The sequence below is a fragment of the Oryzophilus luti genome (assembly GCF_059726245.1).
The window spans coordinates 339,507-357,804 of the sequence record NZ_AP040874.1; the positions used below are offsets into that span (position 1 = coordinate 339,507).

The following is an 18,298-nucleotide window of genomic DNA, read 5'->3' on the forward strand; positions in this document are numbered from 1 at the left end:
CTAGAACTGCAGTCGGGAGATTTCCTGGTAGGCGCTGATGACCTTGTTGCGCACCTGCACCATCAGCTCAAACGAGAGGTTAGCCTGTTCCACAGCCAGCGTGGCGGCGTGTACGTCCTGCCCTCCGCCGCTGAGCATCTCCTTCACCTTCTGCTCCGCCTCGGCCTGCGATTTACCGGTGGCGCGGATGGCGCTGCCCAGCGTGTCAAGAAAGCCCGTGCTGTTCTCGGCTGCCGCTGGCGCCGCAATGTTCGTCAGCGGTGTGAATGCGGCGGTGCCCTGTATGGATGGGATGCTCATGCTGGTCCTCGCTGGTTGCTACTTCAGGATGTCGATCGATTGCTGGATCATCTGCTTGGCTGAGCTGATGGCGGCGGCGTTCATCTGGTAGGAACGCATCGCGCTCATCATGTCGGTCATCTCCACCACGGGGTTGATGGCCGGGTAGGCGACGTAGCCGTTGGCGTCCGCATCGGGGTGCCCCGGCTCATAGCGCATCACCGGCGGCGTCTGATCCGCCACCACGGACTGCACCTTCACGCCGCTCAGCGCGGCATTGGCGTTGCTGCCTCTCGCGGCGGCCAGCGCCAGTTGAAACTTCGGACCCGCGCTCTCGAACACCACCTGTTTGCGCTGGTATGGGCCGCCTTCGGGCGTCCGCGTGCTCTCGGCGTTGGCCATGTTGCTGGCCACCACCTCCGCGCGTAGCCGTTCCGCGCCCAACGCCGAACCGCTGACCTGCATGACTCCGAACAGGTTCATTGCGCGCCGCCTTCCTTGATTGCCGTTGCAATCTGCTTGAGCTGTGCCCGCAGCAGTTCCACTCCGGTCTGGAATTGCAACTGCGTTTGGCCCAGCAGCAGGCCTTCACGGTCAAGACTCACATTGTTGCCATCGGGACGCTCGATCAGCCCCGGCACCTCCACCACGCGAGGGTGGCTCGTGGGCGGCTCATCATTCATCAATGTCTTCAACTGCTCGCCAAAGTTGGTGTCGCGCGCCTTGTAGCCTGGCGTGTCAAGGTTGGCAATGTTGTTGGCCACCACGCCCTGTCGCGCGGCCGCCAAGTCCAGGTAACGCCCGAGCAGGTTGGTCAGTTGCGTGTCGACGATGCTCATGCGTGCCTCCGGGGTGGCAGCCCAAATTCGCGTATTTTGTTGCGCACCGTGCGTACGCTCACGCCCAGCATTTCCGCGGCCTTGGTGCGGTTGCCCGCCGTCGAGAGCAACGCCGACTCAAGCAGTCGGCGCTCGGCTTCCCGCAGCGAGAGACCGGCGCGATGCAGCGGTAGTGCAATGTCTAAGTGAACTTCGGTGAGAACTTCGGCGCTGGTGCGGTAAGCAAGCCGGCGCATCGCTCCGGCAAGTTCCGCCACATTCCCCGGCCAATCGTAGTTCTCAAGTCCGAAGAGGAAGTCGATGGAGAACTGCGGGATGCGCCCACGGTGCGAGGTGCGGAGAAAGTGCTCCGCCAGCGGTGCAATGTCATCGCGTCGCTGCCGCAGCGGCGGCATGGTAAGTGAGTTAAATGCGAGCAGGTGCGCCAGCTCCGGCAGAAAACGGCCAGCGTGCACCAGCTGCGGAATGGCCACACCAGTGGTGGCAATCAGCAGTGGCGCGGTGGAGGCATGAGTTGCATCGTCCTCTGCAAGGCGCGCCGAAAGCTCCTGCAGTAACTGCATCTGGAGTTGCAGTGGCAGCGCTCCAACCTCTTCCAGCACCAGCGTGCTGTTCACGGCTTCAGCGAGCATGCCTTGGCGACCCTGGGATTGCGCGGCGGCCTGCGGGCGGCGGAAGCCGAACAGTTCGTCCTGCAGCCGGGCTTCACTGAGCCCGAAGCAGGGCAGAGCTATGAGGCGGTGATTGCGCCGTGTGCTGTGCCAGTGCAGGAAGCGTGCGAGCAGCTTCTTGCCTGTGCCTGCTTCGCCTTCAATCAGGATGGGGATACGTTCATGAATCATCTGCCGCGCGTGGGAAAGCACCACGAGCAGCGCTGCGGAGCTGCCAATGAATTCTGGATAGCTGCTCCAATCGAATCCGGCCTCTTTTGTCTGAATAGGCAGCATACGCCGGGTGAGACTGCACGCCAGTTGCCACCTTTTGCCGGTTTGGGTGAGAAGTCTCTGAGGCGGTAGGAAAATGCTGGCCGTTGGCGGAGAGCAGATCTGCCGCAGGTGCTGAGAGCGCTCTAACGCGGGTTGCGCGGCAGCTTCCGGATGCGTATGTGCTCAGTCTCGATCGAAGGGGCGCCATCGGAGAGAATGGCCGCGCGGTCCATTACGTGACGCAGTTCGCGTACGTTGCCCGGCCAGTCGTGCTGCCGCAGTGCCGCTTCAGCGCCAGGAGAGAGACGCTGCGCGTGTTCTGCATTGATGCTGAGGAAGTGCCGCGCCAGCAGGAGTACGTCCTCGCCGCGTTGCCGCAACGGAGGCAGGTCGATGGGGAAGACCGTCAGGCGGAAATAGAGATCTTCGCGGAATTCACCCTGCGCCACACGCTCTTCCAAGTGAATGTTGGTAGCTGCAACCACGCGGGTGTCTACGCGGAAGATGTCAGAGGTCCCGAGCCGCTGCACCTCGCCATTTTCCAGAAAGCGCAACAGCTTGGCCTGCAGGTTCAGAGGCATTTCGCCAATTTCATCAAAGAAGATGGTGCCACCATGCGCTGCGTGTACTTTGCCCACTCGCGACTGCACCGCGCCTGTAAAGGCACCGCGCGCGTATCCGAATAGTTCGGCTTCCAATAGTGGTTCGGGAATGGCGGCACAGTTGACGGTGACAAATGGCTTGTCGGCCCTTGGACTGAGCGTGTGCAAGGCTTCCGCAATCAGCTCCTTGCCGGTCCCGGTCTCGCCGGTAATCATGACTGCGGCGCTCCGGCGCGCCACCAGGCGAACCAGGCGCGCGATCTCCTTCATGCTGGCACAGCACCCAATCATTCCCGGCAGAGTGCTCTCAGAGTCCGGAGTTGGAAGTGGCAAAGACACCGGTGATTCAACGGCTAGTGCCTCCGGCGGCAGGACACGCGTGTACTCCAGTTCACTGCAAAGGCGATAGGCGGGGCTGTCGCGCAGTTCGGGTGGGATCCTCACGGCTCCGCTCTCATCTTCCATCAGGATGACTTCCACATTCGGATGCAGCGATTCGACCATCGACACCAGCTCGCCGCAGTCCAGATCGGGAAGATGACGGTCAAGCAGCAATACGCGCGCACCGCAGAAGTCCAGCTTGGCCAGCGCTTCCGCGCCGCCATGCGCTTCCTCCACGCAGGAGACTGCACGCAGCCGCAGTGCCACCGAACGGCGCGTCTGCATATTCGGGCTGGCGACGAGCACCGTGACCGGTGACTGGGGTGCGTGCATCAGGGCGGCGTTCATAACTGTCTTATAACCTGCTCAGATTAATCCGTCATTAGACGGTGATTAGAAAGCGTTGAGAAAACTAAAGTGTTTTCCCGCTTGGCCGAGACTCTTCCGCATTGGGGACTCCCACTTCCAGAATGAGGGCGGCTGCTTCCACGATGACGTTGCATCCTGCGGCCTGCAGCATCCTTCGCGCCAGCTCCACGGAGCGCGCCGGCGCGCCATTCAGCGGAAGCCGTGTGGCCCCAGGCAGGTACAGCACAAAGCGTCTGCCTTGTTGCGCAAGCCGTATACCCGCGGGCGAGCAGCTGAAAGCCGCATCCATCAGCAGGAACAGCGCATGCTCCAGCCGCGTGGCATCGGCCTCAACCATCACCGCCGCCAGTGGTGCGTCCGTGAGCGATATGCCCATCTCTTCGGCCACCGGGCGGAAGTCGTCAAGAGCGCGGTTAAGTGCATCGCTCAGGCTCACGCGCGTGGGCCTGCCGGGGTCTTCCGCGTCTGCCAGTTCGCGCACGTAGCGCAGGGAGGCAATCGTGCGGTCCACCGCCTTGATGCTCTCCTGCATAGCTTGGCGCATGTCCTTCGCGTCCAGCTTCTTCATCAGGGCAAGCTCCAGCGTGCCGCGCAACGCCGTCAGCGGTTGCGCCAGGGTGTGAAAGACCTCGCTCGCAAACGCCGCCTTGGTCTCCGGCGTGGTGAATGCCGGCTGACTCATGCGTTCACCGCCGGATGGTCGCTCAATTCATAGCCCACGCCACGCACGGTGTGGATCAGCTTGCGCGGCGCGCCCTCATCGACCTTCTTGCGCAGATAGTTGATGTAAACATCGACGACGTTCGTGGTGGTGTCGAAGTTGATGTTCCAAACATGCTCGATGATCATCGAGCGGGTAATTCTTCGTCCGGCGTTGCGCATCAGGTATTCAAGCAGTGCGAATTCCTTGCCCGTCAGCTCGATCCTTCGTCCGGCGCGCTCCACGCGGCGCTCCACCCGATCCAGTGAGAGGTCGCCCACACGCAGGACGCTGTCGACAGTGGCCTGTCCCCGGCGCAGCAGGGCGCGCACGCGTGCGGAAAGCTCCGTGTACGAGAATGGCTTGTTCAGGCAGTCGTCGGCTCCGCTATCGAGAGCCTGCACGCGGTCCTCCACCCGGCTGCGAGCGGTCAGCACCAGCACGGGCAGGTGCGGCTTGGCCGGACGTACATTGCGCAGCACGCCAATGCCGTCGAGCTTCGGCAGGTTCAGGTCGAGGACCACAAGGTCGTAGTCGAGATCGCAGGCCATCGCGTTGGCCTGCTCACCGTCGTAGGCGACATCAACCGCGTAATCTTCGGATTCCAGGCCCTTGCGGATAAAGCCTGCAAGGGGAGCGTCGTCTTCCACCACGAGAATGCGCATGCGTTATGCATCCACCAGCGTGTCCTGCGTGTCGGCACTGGCGGAAACCTCCTTGATCTTGTTGGCCAGCTCCGCCAGGCGGAAAGGCCGCGAAATGTAGATATCCGTTGGTTTGAGCAATTGCTGCCGAATGTAGTCGCCGGATTTTTCCGGCCCCAGCAGGATTGCGGGAATCCCCGGAAGCAGGCTGCGCAGCGAGTGAAGTTCCGCGGCGCAATCAGGGCGCTCCGAGTCTGCGATCAGCAGGCGTATGGACTCGGTGTTGTTGGAAGCCGTCGCCAATGCCGCCTGAAGGCTGGTGGCCACCCACACGGTGTGCCCCTGGAGACGAAGGAACTCATTCATTGCGTTGCGTGAGGCCTCATTGGTTTCCACCAGCAGGATGCCAAGCTGCACCGAGCGCGTCTGCCCATTGTCTTTGGGGCCGCGATGCAACCCTGTGCGCGGCAGGAAGACGCGGAACGTTGTGCCCTTGTCCGGCTCGCTTTCCACCAGGATGGAGCCGCGGTTCTGCCGCACAATGCCATAGACGGTCGCCAGCCCCAGCCCCGTGCCCTTGCCAAGTTCCTTCGTGGTGAAGAACGGCTCGAAGATGTGCTGTTGCACCTCCGGAGACATGCCGCATCCGTTGTCGCTGACGGTGAGCGCGATATACTCGCCCGGCTGGGTCGGGAGGTGAGGATTCATCGCCGGCTCCGGCAGCGTGACGTTGCTGGTGCCAATGACGATGCGCCCGCCGCGTGGCATGGCATCGCGCGAGTTCACCGCCAGATTCAGAAGAATCTGTCCCAGTTGCCCGCCGTCCGCCGTGACCTCGCCCAACTCGGGAGCCAACTCCAGCACCAGCTCAATGTCCTCGCCAATCAGCTTCTGCATCAGCTTGTTCATGTCGCTGACAATGTGGTTGACATTGAGCGGGCGCGGCTGCAAGACCTGCCGCCGGCTGAAGGCGAGCAGTTGCTGGGTGATCAGCACCGAGCGGTCGACGGCATTGACGATGCCTGCCGCATGACGGTTCAGCGGGTGCTCCGGCGGCAGCTTGCGCAGCATCAGCTCCGAATAGCCGCGTATGACCGTCAGCATGTTGTTGATGTCGTGCGCCACGCCTCCGGCCAGCCTTCCTATGGCCTCCATCTTCTGCGAGTGGCGCAGTTGTTCCTCAAGTTCGCGCCGGTGCGTCTGGTCGCGCGTCATCAGCAGGTGCAGGCCGGGAAGAATTTCTCCCTTGAGCGTGCACTCGGCGTAAAGGGTGCTGCCGTCCGGACACATCAGTTGCAGCTCTCCCCGCGCCCACCCGCTTTGCTGCATGTCGAGCCACAGAGAGGCTGCCGCGCCCGCGTCAACGCTGAAGTCCTCCAGACAGTGGCCCACAATGTCCTCTCGTCCACGGCCGGTCATGGCGGCGCCCGCCGGGTTCACCTCCATGAACGTTCCCTCGCGCCCCAGGATGAACAGGCCGTCCACGGCGCTCTCAAAGATGGCGCGCAACTGTTGTTCGCTTTTGAGCAGCGCCCGCTGTGCCTCCACGCGGTCGGTTACGTCGGAATACATGCCGTAGCAGCCGATTACCTCACCGTCGTGAATGAGTGGAACGCCGTGCAGTTCCACGTCAATTTCCACGCCGTCCTTGCGCAGACGCTTGGTCTGTATACGCACAACCTCGTGGCGGTCCAGTGCGGCGTTGACGGCGTTGGCCTCCGTGCGCAGCCACTCAGGCACAATCAGGCTGTCCACGCAGCGGTTCTGCAGCTCGTCGATCGAATAGCGGAACAGCCGCTCAAATGCCGCGTTGGTTAACAGCGTGCGGCCTTCCAGGTCGGTGACCACGATTCCGATCGGGCTGTTCTCGATCAGAGAGTGCAGTTGCTCGGTGCGGTTGCTAAGTTCGTGTTCGGTCTGCCGGCGGTTGGTGATGTCCTGTCCGCAGAAGATGACCAGGTCGCCGGCACAGCGCCGTTCCTGCCACAGAAGCCAGTGCGCGCGTCCGGCGTGATCCGGAATCACCATCTCCCATAGGTCGTCGCGCGTGGGGAGCACCCCGGTCGCAAGCTCGGCTGCATGCGTGGCTGCCTTCCGCTGGTCCAGCGCATTGCGGAAGCTCTTGCTCCACCAGCCGTACCCGGTGACCTCCATTTGCTGATAGCCGAGGATGCGCGTGATCGACGGGCTGCAGTACACAATCAACCCGTCGGCGTTGGCGACAAGAACCAGCGTGTCCACATTCTGGAGGATCTGGTCCGAAAGCAGCAGCCGTTCTTCCGTGGACTGGCGCTGGGTTACATCGCGGGCCAGCCCGAAGGTGCGGCGCACGCCATCGACTGTCGTTTCATGCTCCAGCAATTCCAGCGCAATCTTGTGTCCGCGGGTGTGCCGCGCCGTTGCCGCGTAGACCCCCTGACGGGAATGCGGCGTGCAGGTGTCATGTTGCTGGGCTGATTCGGTTATGCGGAAATCAAAATGTTCCGGAACCTGGTCAATCATCCGTTCCGGCGACACGCCCAGCACCTTGAAGACGGACGGGGAGACATAGGTAAAGCGGTTTTCGGCATCGCGTTCGTAGAAGAACAGCTCGTCGCTGCTTTCCACCATCTGCCGGAAGCGCTGCTCGCCCGAACGTGGGCTGGGTTCATTGGCAGGGGGCGCTTGCCGAAGTTCGAAAGTCAGGAGCAGTCGCGGTGGTGGCCCTTCCAGCTTTTCCAGTGCCGCGCACACCGGCGTCAGCTCTCCCCCAGCCCCCACAATGGTCAATTCCAACTCTCCCTGCGAGAGGCTCGCAGTTCGGAACTGGGCCAGTTGCAGCTCGAACGACGGCAGGTCCTCAGGGGAAAGAAATTCCTGGATACGCCCGGCCAGCTTCGATTCTTCGGAAACAGCGAGAACTCTTCGCAGTTGCTCGCTGGCCAGGAGAATGCCGCCATCAAGATCGAGCAATAGCAACCGGGCGGAAGCCTGCTTGAATGCCTGAAGCAGAATCGAAGATTCGAGCACCTGAGACATCGGATGATCCACATTCCCCCGGGAATCTCCCACGCCGGACCTCTGCCTTTGTGGGCAGACAGCCAGCTTCGGGCGATTTCAGACAATTCTTAGAATGCACTTGCCCCGGCGGAATTCAGGTGCGGGAATGGGGGAGAAAGTGCGACTGCTTCCGCGAACGGGAGCGTTCGCAAAATCGGGAAGAACAGGGAGCGGGAAAATGCACAGCGAGCCGTGCAAATGCTTTGAATGCAGCGACTCTGAGAGTGATGAACGGAAGCAACAAGCCTCGGGTGCCGGGGCAAGCACTGGCGGATTCGGAAGACTCCGCGGCAGGCTCCTACGGGGGCAGCCATTGCCCCCGGGTTGAGTCTCCTCTGGCCGGTTAGGCGGTGGTGCTCAAGGAAGTGGACCGATCGGATGTCTGCGTGTTTCTGCGCAGGCCCTGCAACCACTGCGTCAGGCTCGGCAAGGTGAGCAACTCGCGCATGGTTGGGTCAACCTGCACGAACAGAGTCAGATGGTTGCGCTCAAGAATGGCGCGCTGCAACCATCGTTCGGCTGCCTCGCGCTCTCCCAGTGTGAGCCAGGACTGTGCCATCAGGTAGGAGTAGGGCGGACGGCGGCTGCTCTCCTGCTCCACCTTGTGCATCAGAGCAATGGCTTCTGCTCGCTGCCCGTTGCCGGCCAGCGCCCGGGCCAGGCAGGGAAGCATGGGGTAGCAGTCAGCCTCGTGGGTCAGAATTCGCGAAAGCATCTCGACGGCTTCACCCGTGCGGCCCAGCCGTATCAACGCGGAGCCTAATGCCGGGAGTACCGTCAGGGCGCTGGGGTTTACCTCCAGGGTATGGATCGCCTGGGCCACCGCTCCTTCGTAGTCGCCGGAGTAGTAGAGAAATTGCGCCAGAAACAGGTTATGCGGCAGCACCTGGGCATCGAGCGTTCGGGCGTGGCACACCAGAGCCAACGCCTCCTGGGCGCGCTGGCAACTCATCTCCAGGTGGGCAAGCAGGTTATAGGCCGGGGCATAGCGCGGATTTAGCCGCAGGGCCTCATTCGCCAGCAGCCGGGCGCGGCTCCAGTCGTGTTCCAGCGCCATGGCACACCACGCCAGTGGAACCAGCCCCTCAACCAGCCCCGGATCCAGTTCCAGGCTCCTGCGAGCCGTATCCCGCGCCAGATCGAAGGCCAGATGGGGAACCATGAGGTGCATGGTGCCCAGCACGTTATAAGCGTCGGCCAGGCAGGCGTAGGAGAGCGCGTGCTTGGGATCCAGCGTGATGGCCTGCCGCAGAAGTTCCACGCTGCGCCAGGCCGAGCCAGGCGTACGCTGACCCAGCAGATAGCGCGCACGGACGTAGAGATCCTGAGCCGGGGAGACCACGGCCATCGGCCCCGCTGCGGCTGAGATCGGGGTGTTGCTCCAGCCCACAATTTCCACCGGAGCCACAAAGCGGTAACCACGGCTGCCCAGCGTCTCCACGTAATGCGGGCGCCGCGCGTCATCGCGGAGCGTGCAGCGCACCTTACGGACGGCGGCATTCAATCCCTGGTCCACCTGCACAAAGGTGTTTGGCCAGAGCACGCGGGCCATCTCGTCGCGGTTGACCACCTGCCCGCCATGGCGCACCAAGGCCTGCAGGAAAAGGTATGGCTTGTTCTGTAGCGGAATCGGCTGTCCATCTTCCAACAGCATTTCGGATTCAAGGTCGAGCACAAACGAACCGAATCGATAGCGTACTGGTTCCGGGTTAGCGGCGGCTGCGGACATCCGGATTCTCCTGCCTGAAGACTCTTTTGAGACGGCCCCTCTCCTTTGGTGATTTCCAAAAGAGAATTGAGGCTCGGCCCTGCCCAAAACGGATGCAGTTACCTTATTGGTGGTCTGCCACAGCCATTCGTGACGCCTCCAGAGGCAAAAGATTTCATTCGGAATTCATTCGCACCCTCTTGTCCTGTCCCCAATGCTGCCTCAAAGTTCTGTACAGCTTGGTTCATCCTTGCTGCTGATGTGGTCGGACTTGGGGGAGGACGGCTCCATCAGGTTAGGAGGCGGGTCGCTTCGGCGGCCCGCCTTTTATAGTCCCGGAGAGTCGTAACAACTTAAGAACGGGTGGTATGCAGCCCCGTCGCTGGTTGCTATCCTGTTGTACATGCCGCACTTCTGCACACCTGATCCCCGCGTCCGCCTGTTGCTCATCAGCACTTCCACGGTGCATGGCACCGGTTACCTCGACCACGCCGAGCCGCAGGTGCGGGAGCACCTTGAGGGCGTGCGCGAGATTCTCTTCGTGCCTTATGCTCTGTTGGATCGTGACGCTTATTCTGCGAGGGCCCGCGAGCGCTTCGCCCGTATGGGCATTTCCTGCCGTTCGGTGCATGAGGCGGCCGATCCCCGTGCCGCCGTGGCCTCTGCCGAAGCCATCTTCATCGGTGGCGGGAACACCTTCCGACTGCTGAAGTCCCTTCAGGAGCAGTGGCTGTTGGAGGCCATCCGCGAACGTGTGCTGGCGGGCATGCCCTACATGGGCGCCAGCGCTGGCAGCAACGTCTCCGGCCCCACCATCCGCACCACCAATGACATGCCCATCGTGGAGCCTCGTACGCTGAACGCGCTCAACGTCTTTCCCTGGCAGATCAACCCTCACTACGTCGACCCGGACCCGAACTCCACCCACATGGGCGAGACCCGCGAGGAGCGCCTGCTCCAATACTTGGAGGAGAACGAGACACCGGTCATCGGCCTGCGCGAGGGAGCCATGTTGCGCGTGCGAGATGGCCACGTCGATCTGCTCGGCCTGCGCGGCGCTCGTATCTTCCAGCGCACCGTGGCGCCGTATGACGTGCAGCCACCCACCCGCCTGAACGCCGAGTAGATTCAGCCTCCGCGGCAAGCACGGCCTGAGCAATCTTCTGCCGGTTGTGTCCCTCTCCCTGTACGGGGGACACAACCAAAGGCAGATGCCTGGCGCAATCTGTTGCCAGCGACACCTGGACATGATCCATCAGCAACAAATTCTCGGCTTTCGCGCCAGATTGCGGCAGTCACGATACTTTCCTTCCTGAAGCTCCCTCACACAGTGCTACCGCCCACGTTCCCAGCCTGAGCGAGCTTCCCGGCGCGTCTCCTCTTCGCTCCTGTGCGGCGTTCCGTTCCGCAATTCCCATTCAGGTTCCCCGCAGGCTCTGCCGATGAGACGTGCGAGGTCTTTTTATGCCAGTGGTGTTGCCCGCCATGTTCTTCGGCATTGTCGAGGGGCTGAGCAGCGGGGTCTACATACAGGGAATGGATGGCAGGATCGTCTACTGGAACCATGCGGCCGAGGAGATCACCGGCTTTCTGCGCCAGGAAGTGATTGGCCGGAGTTGTGGTGACAACATCCTGGTGCACTGCGACGGCCACCAGGAGGGAGCCTGCTGCGGTGGCCACTGCGTGATGGACGAAGTACGACGTGACGGCAAGCCCCGCATGAGAGAGCTTTACCTGCGTCACAAGGCTGGGCACCGGCTTGCGGTGTTTGTCCGGATTCTGCCGCTGCGTGATGACGATGGTCATCTGGTGGGTGTGGCGCAGGTCTTCAACCGCCGGACACGGCATCCGTTGCGTGAGCGTTCGCCCTGGCTGGGCGAAGCTGCATTCGATCCTGTGACCGGCCTGCTGACGCGGGATTTTCTCCGCGCCCTTGCCCACACCCTGTTGGCGGGGCGGCGCAAGTGCGCTTTCGGGCTGATGTACATACGCGTGGAGAGCTTCCACCAGTTTGTGGAGCAACGAGGGGCGAAGGCTGGTGAAACCATCCTGAAGGTGGTTGCCGAAACCTTGCACGAGCAATTGCACGAGCTGGACCTTCTGGGGCGCTGGGAGGAGGACGGCTTCATGCTGTTGTTGCATGAAGCCTCGGACAGCTCGCTGCATCGCGTGGGTGAGCGCATCCGCAACGTGGTGGCGCAGGCCGCCATTCCGTGGTGGGGTGGCTATTCATCGGTAAACGTGAAGGCCAATGGCGTGCTGGTCCACGCCGGGGACACCTGGGAATCACTGCTGGAGAGGCTTGAACTGCCCGCGCAGGGCGCGGCTCCGGCGACTGAGACGCCAACGGAGGGCAACGGATTGGCGGGAGCGGAACCATGTTCGTAATCATCGGCGCGATTGTGGTTATTGGCGCAATTCTGGGCGGATATCTGATGGAGCACGGCAAGCTGGCCGTGCTGGTGCAGCCGGCCGAGCTGGTCATCATCGGCGGCGCGGCCATCGGAACCGTGCTCATCGGCAACCCGATGCACGTCATCAAGAAGCTGGTGGGCGGCGTGATTGGCGCGCTGAAGGGCTCGCCCTACAACAAGCAGCTCTATCTCGATTTTCTGAAGATGATGTACGAACTGCTGAACCGCGCCCGCAAAGAGGGGCTGCTGGCGCTGGAATCCGACATTGAAGAGCCGGACAAGAGCCAGGTTTTCTCCAAGTATCCAAAGTTTCTGAAGGACCACCACGCCCGCGACTTTGTCTGCGACACCATGCGCATGGCCATCACCGGCGGCGTGGAGCCGTTCGACGTGGAGCAGATGATGGAGGCCGACATGGACGTGCATCATCACCTGTCCGCCATGCCTTCGAGCGCGCTCACCACTGTTGCGGACTCACTCCCCGGCCTTGGCATTGTGGCCGCCGTGCTCGGCGTCTGCATCACCATGGGCGCCATTGGCGGCCCGCCGGAAGAGATTGGACACAAGGTGGCCGCCGCACTGGTGGGAACCTTCCTCGGCATTCTGCTCTGCTACGGATTCCTCGGGCCACTCTCCTCGAACATGAGCAAGATGGTCGACGACGAGCATGCCTACTACAACGTGATGCGCGTGCTGGTCATTGCCTTCATCAAGGGCGTGGCGCCGCTGCTGGCCATTGAAATGGCGCGGCGGGTCATTCCTGGCAACATACGGCCCAGCTTTCAGGAAGTGGAGAAGTACTGCAAAGGTGGCGGAGGAGCGTAAGCCGCTGAACGGAAGCTGATCGAATCTGAGAGGAAGCCATGTCGGAAGGCGTAAAACAGCCCATCATCATCAAGAAAAAGGTCTCGCACGGCGGGCACCACGGCGGCGCGTGGAAGGTTGCATATGCCGACTTTGTGACCGCCATGATGGCGCTGTTTATTGTGCTCTGGCTGCTCAACAGCAGCAAGGAAGTGAAGGAGGCTGTGGGCGGCTATTTCCGCGACCCTAATGGCACGTCGACCAAGGTTGGCATTGGCGGCAGCGGCAACGGAGAGGCCCTGACCGCCACGCCCGACAACATGGAGAAGATCAAGAAGGAGATCGAAAAATCCATCGAGAAGATGGCGAACTTCGACAAAATCAAGGATCAGGTTGAAATGACCGTGACCGGCGAGGGGCTGCGCATTGAGCTGCTGGAAAGCGACAAGGGCACGTTCTTCGACATTGGCAGCTCGCACCCGACGCAGAACGGCGTGGACCTGATGAAGAAGCTCGCCGAGGAGATAGGCAAAATTCCGAACACAGTTGCCATCGAGGGCCACACCGACTCCAAGCCTTATAGCGGCAAGGGCGAGTACAGCAACTGGGAACTCTCCGCCGACCGCGCCAACATGTGCCGCCGCATCATGATGCAGGCCGGGTTGCGTCCCGACCAGGTGAAGCAGGTGCGCGGCTATGCCGATCAGGAGTTGCGCAAGAAGGACGATCCGAACGATGCCTCCAACCGACGGATTTCGCTCATCGTGCAATACCTTCGCCGCAGTGAGAGCGAAGACCACGTGATGGGCAAGGAAGCGCCGAAACACGAAGAGGAGCCCGCCAAGGGCAAAGAGGGTGAGCACGGCAAGAGCGAGTCCAAGCCCGCAGAACATGGCGAAGCGCCCGCCAAGCATTAGCATCGCTGCTGATGGCGGGAGTGTCGTTCACCTTTCAAAACACTTGCTAGCGCAGAAATTTCTCGAAGACCTCGTTGGAGAGCAGGCGCCCGCGCGGGGTCAGGCGGAGGCTCTCGCCTGCACGTTCCAGCAGCCCATCGCGCAGCAGTTGCTCAATTTCCTGTCGATAGCCGCTGACAGCCGCGTCGCCGTATTCGCGCCGCATCTGAGTGAGGTTCACACCGTCATTCAGCCGCAGACCTAGGAACCATGCCTCTTCCACCGCCTGCTGCTCGCCGACGAGCGTCCGCGTGCGAGGGGCGAAGCCTTCGTGCACGGACAGCAGCGGCTCAAGGGCGTCAGAGGTTGCGAAGCGCACGGCAGCGTGTGAGGAATGACTCGCTGCACCGGCGCTCTCTGCACCAGCTGCCAGCGGCAGCAGGGAATGTGCATCCACGCCAAAGCCCATGTACGGCTCGCGATGCCAATACTTCAAGTTGTGGCGGGAGCGGTGGCCTTCGCACGCGAAGTTGGAAATCTCATATTGCCGGATGCCTGCGGTGTTCAGCTCCGCACAGGCCATTTCGTAAAGCTCGGTGGTCAGCTCCTCGTCCGGGACATGGTGCGCGTGGTAGCGCGCGCCGCCCGCAATCAGCTCGCGCCCGAGCCGCGAATCCTCGTCCACCTCCAGCATGTAGACGCTGACGTGCGGCACGCCGCTCTCGATGGTCTGCCGCAGGGTGTCGCGCCAGCTCTCGCGCGTCTGGTAGGGAAGGCCATCGATCAGGTCGAGGTTGATCTCCGTGAGACCCGCCGCGCGCAGCCGCGCAATTTCCTCGCGGGCAATTTCCGGCGTATGCAGCCGGCCCACGGCGCGCGATTCCCGCTCCTGCCACGATTGCAGCCCAAGGCTGACGCGGTTGACGCCGCAGGCCACAAGCGTTTCGACCATGGACTCGTTGAGTGTCGACGGCGCGCATTCCACGGTGATCTCCGCGCCGGGCGTGAGGTCGAAGCCGTCACGCACGGCGGCAAACAGCGAGCGCAGTTGCCCGGGCGCCAGCACGCTCGGCGTTCCGCCGCCGAGATAGACCGTATCGACCGCACGCGAAAACTCTGCGCCCATCTCCGCTGCCAGCTTGTCGGACGCACGCAGTTCGCGCTCCACCAGCGAGAGGTAGGCCGCAAAGGTCTCCGGCCGTCCCACGCCCGAGACAAAATTGCAGAACGAGCATTTAGTCCGGCAGAAGGGCACCGAGATGTAGAGTCCAAGCGTCACGAGATCACTTCATTCCAATCGCGCCAAGGCCGCGCGCAGTCACACTCTCAGGCTTCCATTGTCCGACACTTTCAGCGTGTCCGCATCCTGCCGCCGCCCGCAACATCCAATCAACTGAGATAATAAAAGTTCAGCACTTATCGAACGCTACAGGAACGCATGGCCCAGGAAGAAGAAGTACTAGGAAAAGCATACGACAGCCGCATCATTGCGCGCCTTCTGCGCTATCTGCGGCCTTATCGTCTTCAGGTTGTGGTGGCGCTGGCCGCCATCCTGCTGAAGGCTGGCCTCGACGTGGCTGCGCCTCTGCTGATCAAGACGGCGATTGACCGCTACATGTCGCACAAAGCAGGCGCGTTCTCCCTGCTGGACCGCTATCTCAGCGCCGATCCCGTGCGCGGCGTTACGCAGATTGCATTGCTGTATCTCGGCCTGCTGTTTGTCGGCTTCCTGCTGGAATACACGCAGACCTACATGATGTTGTGGACCGGCCAGAAGGTGATGTTCGACATGCGCAGCCAGCTTTACCGGCACCTGCAGCGCATGCACCTGGCATTTTTTGACCGTAACCCGGTGGGCCGGCTGGTCACGCGCATGACCAGCGATGTGGACGCGCTGAATGACATGTTCACCTCCGGCGTGGTCTCCATTTTTGAGGACATATTTGTAATTGCCGGAATCGTCGGCGTCATGCTCTATGTAAGCTGGCATGAAACCGGCGGGCTGAGCCTGGCGCTGGTGAACTTCTCCATGGTGCCGCTCATCCTGATCGCCACAAACGTTTTCCGCAAGGTGGTCCGCGCGGCTTTCCGTCGCATTCGCGTGGCTATTGCGCGCATCAACAGTTACCTGCAGGAGCACGTCAGCGGCATTGTGCCGCTGCAGTTGTTCAACCGCGAGGCGCGCAGCTACCGCGACTTTGAGAAGGTCAACGCCGAGCACATGGAGGCCTTCAAGGACACCATCCTGGCCTACGCGCTCTACTACCCAATCGTGGAAACCATCTCGGTCTGTGCCATTGCTGGCGTCATCTGGTATGGCGGACATCAGGTGCTGGCTGGTGCCACCACCATTGGTACGCTCACACTCTTCACGCAGTACTCCATGCGCTTCTTCCGGCCCATTCAGGACTTGAGCGAAAAGTACAACATCCTGCAGGGGGCCATGGCCTCTAGCGAGCGCATCTTCCAGTTGCTCGATACACCGCCTGAAGTTGTCTCTCCCGCGCAGATCAAGGAGCCGGAAGGTCCCGGCCGCATCGAGTTCGACCATGTCTGGTTTGCCTATCGCCATGTGCCGCTGCCGGAAGACCCGGTTACGCACAAGGCCGCAGGTGATAGCGACGAGTGGGACTGGGTGCTGCGCGACGCCAGTTTCGCCATTGAGCCGGGCCAGTCCGTGGCCTTTGTGGGCCACACCGGCGCGGGCAAGACGACGATCATCTCTCTTCTTCTGCGCTTCTACGACGTGCAGCAGGGGGCCATCAAGATCGACGGCGTCGACATCCGCGAGATGGATTTGCAGCAGCTTCGCCGCCGCTGCGGTGTAGTGCTGCAGGATCCGTTCCTGTTCACCGGCACCATTGCGGACAACATCCGGCTCGGCACCAAGACGGTGACCATGCAGGACGTGGAGGAGGCCGCGCGCGAGGTCAACATCGCGGACTTCATCGAGTCTCTACCGGAGAAGTACGAGACGCCGGTGGTCGAGCGCGGCAGCACGCTCAGCACCGGCCAGAAGCAGCTCATCAGTTTTGCACGCGCGCTGGCGCACAAGCCCCACATCCTCATCCTCGACGAAGCGACCTCCAGCGTCGACACCGAGACCGAGTTCCGCGTGCGCGAGGCCTTGACGCGGCTGGTTGAGGGGCGCACATCGCTGATCATCGCCCACCGGCTCTCCACCATCCAGCGTGCCGACCAGATCATTGTGATGCACAAGGGGCGCGTGCGTGAGGCAGGCACCCACCAGCAGTTGCTGGCGCAGCGCGGCATTTACTACAAGCTCTATCAGCTCCAGTACAAGGACCAGGAGTTGTCTTCTGCGCCGAGTGCCGCCACAGTGGACAGCGCACAGAAGACTGCGGTGGAGACCGCCGGACTCGCCGCGCAGCCGCAGCCCGCTGCGGACTGAGCCGATCTCGCAGGCCTGTGCGCTTCAAGCCGTCAGCGTCGTCTTGGCTGGTTTCTTTGTTTCACAACGTTCATAGAAAGACGCTATGCTCACTGCATGGCTACCCAACGGATTTGTGTCTTCTGCGGCTCGAGCACGGGCGCGCGCCCGGCGTATTCGGAGGCCGCCGCCCAACTTGGACGCGAGCTGGCCGAGCGCGGCATCGCGCTGGTGTATGGCGGAGGCAACGTGGGACTGATGGGTGTGGTGGCCGACGCGGCGCTGGCCGCAGGCGGCGAGGTCATCGGCGTCATTCCGCAATTTCTTGTCGACCGAGAAGTGGCTCACACCGGTCTGACCCGCATGCACATCGTCAGCTCCATGCACGAACGCAAGGCGCTGATGGCACAGCTTTCGAGCGGCTTCATCGCCATGCCCGGCGGCTTCGGAACCTTCGATGAGTTCTGCGAAATTCTGACCTGGACGCAGATTGGCCTGCAGCACAAGCCGTGCGGCCTGCTGAATGTTGAGGGCTACTACGCGCCGCTGCTGGAGATGTTCGCCGCCGCCGAGCGCGAGAAGTTTCTCCGCCCCCAGAACCGGGAAATACTTCTGGCAGACACGAACCCCGCCGCGTTGATTGAGCGCCTGCTGGTGTGGGGCGCGGCCCCGGAGACCGCCCGCGAGCGCCTGTAAGTCGCGGGGCTGCTCGCTTTCCAAGGGGAATGCGCTGCCATCTGAACTGTGACCTAGGTCGCAGCTAGGCCGCTCTGAGTTGCGGTACGTTGAAGGCAAGAAGAGATGAGGATGGCTGATTCCAAACAGAATCCGAAGGCCGCGAGCACACCGCGCTCCACGCCAACGCTGCCGCCGCGCACGCGCAAGCCGCTGCCCTGCGGGGCCGCCACCTGCCTGCACTGCCACGCGCAGTGCGGCGCCGTCATGTCCAGCTACATCCTCGACGGCCTCGAAACGCCTCCCGAAGAATCCGCCGAGTAGCCCGGCTTCCGCGTGCAGGTTGCCCGTTGAGGCGTGCGCCACACAAACAGGGAACCGCCCTGCGCCGCGCTCCGTATTAATTCGTGGAGGCGCTGATGATGGGATTCCTCGTCTGGTTGGTGCTGCTGTTTTTCTGCTGGCCGTTGGCGTTGCTGGCGCTCATTCTCTACCCGCTGGTGTGGCTGCTGCTGTTGCCCTTCCGCATTCTGGGCATTGCGGTGGATGGCGTGCTGGAGCTGATTCGCGCCGTGGTGCTGCTGCCCGCTCGCGTGCTGGCCGGCCCGCGCCGCTACTGAGCTCAGGCGCT

18 protein-coding genes are annotated in these 18,298 nt (G+C 62.2%); 8 read left to right on the forward strand and 10 right to left on the reverse strand.

The annotated features are described in order from the left end of the window. From fliE to AC6IZO_RS01475, 9 genes are all read right to left on the reverse strand, one after another. On the reverse strand, nucleotides 1-300 hold the full coding sequence (gene fliE, locus AC6IZO_RS01435; RefSeq protein ID WP_497807253.1) for a flagellar hook-basal body complex protein FliE: 300 nt from the start codon (nucleotides 298-300) through the stop codon (nucleotides 1-3). An 18-nt stretch (nucleotides 301-318) separates the two neighbouring features. Beyond that, the gene (gene flgC, locus AC6IZO_RS01440; protein ID WP_497807255.1) at nucleotides 319-762 is read right to left on the reverse strand and encodes a flagellar basal body rod protein FlgC; all 444 of its coding nucleotides are present in this window, start codon (nucleotides 760-762) and stop codon (nucleotides 319-321) included. Then, nucleotides 759-1,118 carry a flagellar basal body rod protein FlgB gene (locus AC6IZO_RS01445; RefSeq protein ID WP_497807257.1) on the reverse strand — a complete coding sequence of 120 codons (360 nt, stop codon included), beginning with the start codon at nucleotides 1,116-1,118 and terminating at the stop codon, nucleotides 759-761. Before AC6IZO_RS01445 ends, flgC begins: the two co-directional genes overlap by 4 nt. Beyond that, complete coding sequence (locus AC6IZO_RS01450; RefSeq protein ID WP_497807259.1) at nucleotides 1,115-2,065, reverse strand: sigma-54-dependent transcriptional regulator; 951 nt, start codon at nucleotides 2,063-2,065, stop codon at nucleotides 1,115-1,117. The genes AC6IZO_RS01445 and AC6IZO_RS01450 overlap by 4 nt, the downstream gene beginning before the upstream one ends. A 122-nt stretch (nucleotides 2,066-2,187) precedes the next feature. Further along, entirely contained in the window at nucleotides 2,188-3,375 is a 1,188-nt protein-coding gene (locus tag AC6IZO_RS01455) for a sigma-54 dependent transcriptional regulator (RefSeq protein WP_497807261.1), read from the reverse strand. 64 nt (nucleotides 3,376-3,439) lie between these two features. Next, nucleotides 3,440-4,078, reverse strand: a complete 639-nt coding sequence (locus tag AC6IZO_RS01460) for a sensor histidine kinase (protein ID WP_497807263.1) — start codon at nucleotides 4,076-4,078, stop codon at nucleotides 3,440-3,442. After that, the gene (locus tag AC6IZO_RS01465; RefSeq protein WP_497807265.1) at nucleotides 4,075-4,761 is read right to left on the reverse strand and encodes a response regulator; all 687 of its coding nucleotides are present in this window, start codon (nucleotides 4,759-4,761) and stop codon (nucleotides 4,075-4,077) included. Before AC6IZO_RS01465 ends, AC6IZO_RS01460 begins: the two co-directional genes overlap by 4 nt. A gap of 3 nt (nucleotides 4,762-4,764) precedes the next feature. Next, a complete protein-coding gene (locus tag AC6IZO_RS01470) occupies nucleotides 4,765-7,758 on the reverse strand; it encodes a PAS domain S-box protein (protein WP_497807267.1) in 2,994 nt (997 codons plus the stop codon). A gap of 364 nt (nucleotides 7,759-8,122) precedes the next feature. Further along, entirely contained in the window at nucleotides 8,123-9,508 is a 1,386-nt protein-coding gene (locus tag AC6IZO_RS01475) for a winged helix-turn-helix domain-containing protein (RefSeq protein WP_497807269.1), read from the reverse strand. Between the two features lie 382 nt (nucleotides 9,509-9,890). On the opposite strand from AC6IZO_RS01475, the gene pepE reads away from it, so the two are divergent. The 4 genes from pepE (at nucleotide 9,891) to AC6IZO_RS01495 (ending at nucleotide 13,622) form a co-directional block, all read left to right on the forward strand. Further along, entirely contained in the window at nucleotides 9,891-10,613 is a 723-nt protein-coding gene (gene pepE / locus AC6IZO_RS01480; protein WP_497807271.1) for a dipeptidase PepE, read from the forward strand. Nucleotides 10,614-10,951: 338 nt separating this feature from the next. Then, entirely contained in the window at nucleotides 10,952-11,875 is a 924-nt protein-coding gene (locus tag AC6IZO_RS01485; RefSeq protein WP_497807273.1) for a sensor domain-containing diguanylate cyclase, read from the forward strand. Then, nucleotides 11,866-12,726 (forward strand): flagellar motor stator protein MotA, encoded by an 861-nt coding sequence (gene motA / locus AC6IZO_RS01490; RefSeq protein ID WP_497807275.1) that lies wholly within the window; start codon nucleotides 11,866-11,868, stop codon nucleotides 12,724-12,726. Before AC6IZO_RS01485 ends, motA begins: the two co-directional genes overlap by 10 nt. A 38-nt stretch (nucleotides 12,727-12,764) precedes the next feature. Beyond that, complete coding sequence (locus tag AC6IZO_RS01495) at nucleotides 12,765-13,622, forward strand: flagellar motor protein MotB (protein WP_497807277.1); 858 nt, start codon at nucleotides 12,765-12,767, stop codon at nucleotides 13,620-13,622. A 46-nt stretch (nucleotides 13,623-13,668) separates the two neighbouring features. On the opposite strand, the gene hemW is transcribed toward AC6IZO_RS01495, so the two are convergent. Beyond that, nucleotides 13,669-14,880 (reverse strand): radical SAM family heme chaperone HemW, encoded by a 1,212-nt coding sequence (hemW, locus tag AC6IZO_RS01500; RefSeq protein WP_497807279.1) that lies wholly within the window; start codon nucleotides 14,878-14,880, stop codon nucleotides 13,669-13,671. Between the two features lie 159 nt (nucleotides 14,881-15,039). Between hemW and AC6IZO_RS01505 the strand changes: the two genes are divergently transcribed. The 4 genes from AC6IZO_RS01505 to AC6IZO_RS01520 all read left to right on the forward strand — a co-directional run bounded on the left by AC6IZO_RS01505 (nucleotide 15,040) and on the right by AC6IZO_RS01520 (nucleotide 18,287). Next, on the forward strand, nucleotides 15,040-17,013 hold the full coding sequence (locus AC6IZO_RS01505) for an ABC transporter ATP-binding protein (RefSeq protein ID WP_497807281.1): 1,974 nt from the start codon (nucleotides 15,040-15,042) through the stop codon (nucleotides 17,011-17,013). A gap of 96 nt (nucleotides 17,014-17,109) precedes the next feature. Further along, the gene (locus AC6IZO_RS01510) at nucleotides 17,110-17,688 is read left to right on the forward strand and encodes an LOG family protein (RefSeq protein WP_497807283.1); all 579 of its coding nucleotides are present in this window, start codon (nucleotides 17,110-17,112) and stop codon (nucleotides 17,686-17,688) included. Between the two features lie 111 nt (nucleotides 17,689-17,799). Continuing rightward, nucleotides 17,800-17,991, forward strand: coding sequence for a hypothetical protein (locus tag AC6IZO_RS01515; RefSeq protein ID WP_497807285.1), 192 nt, complete (start codon nucleotides 17,800-17,802; stop codon nucleotides 17,989-17,991). Between the two features lie 95 nt (nucleotides 17,992-18,086). Then, nucleotides 18,087-18,287 carry a hypothetical protein gene (locus AC6IZO_RS01520; protein ID WP_497807287.1) on the forward strand — a complete coding sequence of 67 codons (201 nt, stop codon included), beginning with the start codon at nucleotides 18,087-18,089 and terminating at the stop codon, nucleotides 18,285-18,287. The last annotated feature ends 11 nt before the right edge of the window (nucleotides 18,288-18,298 follow it).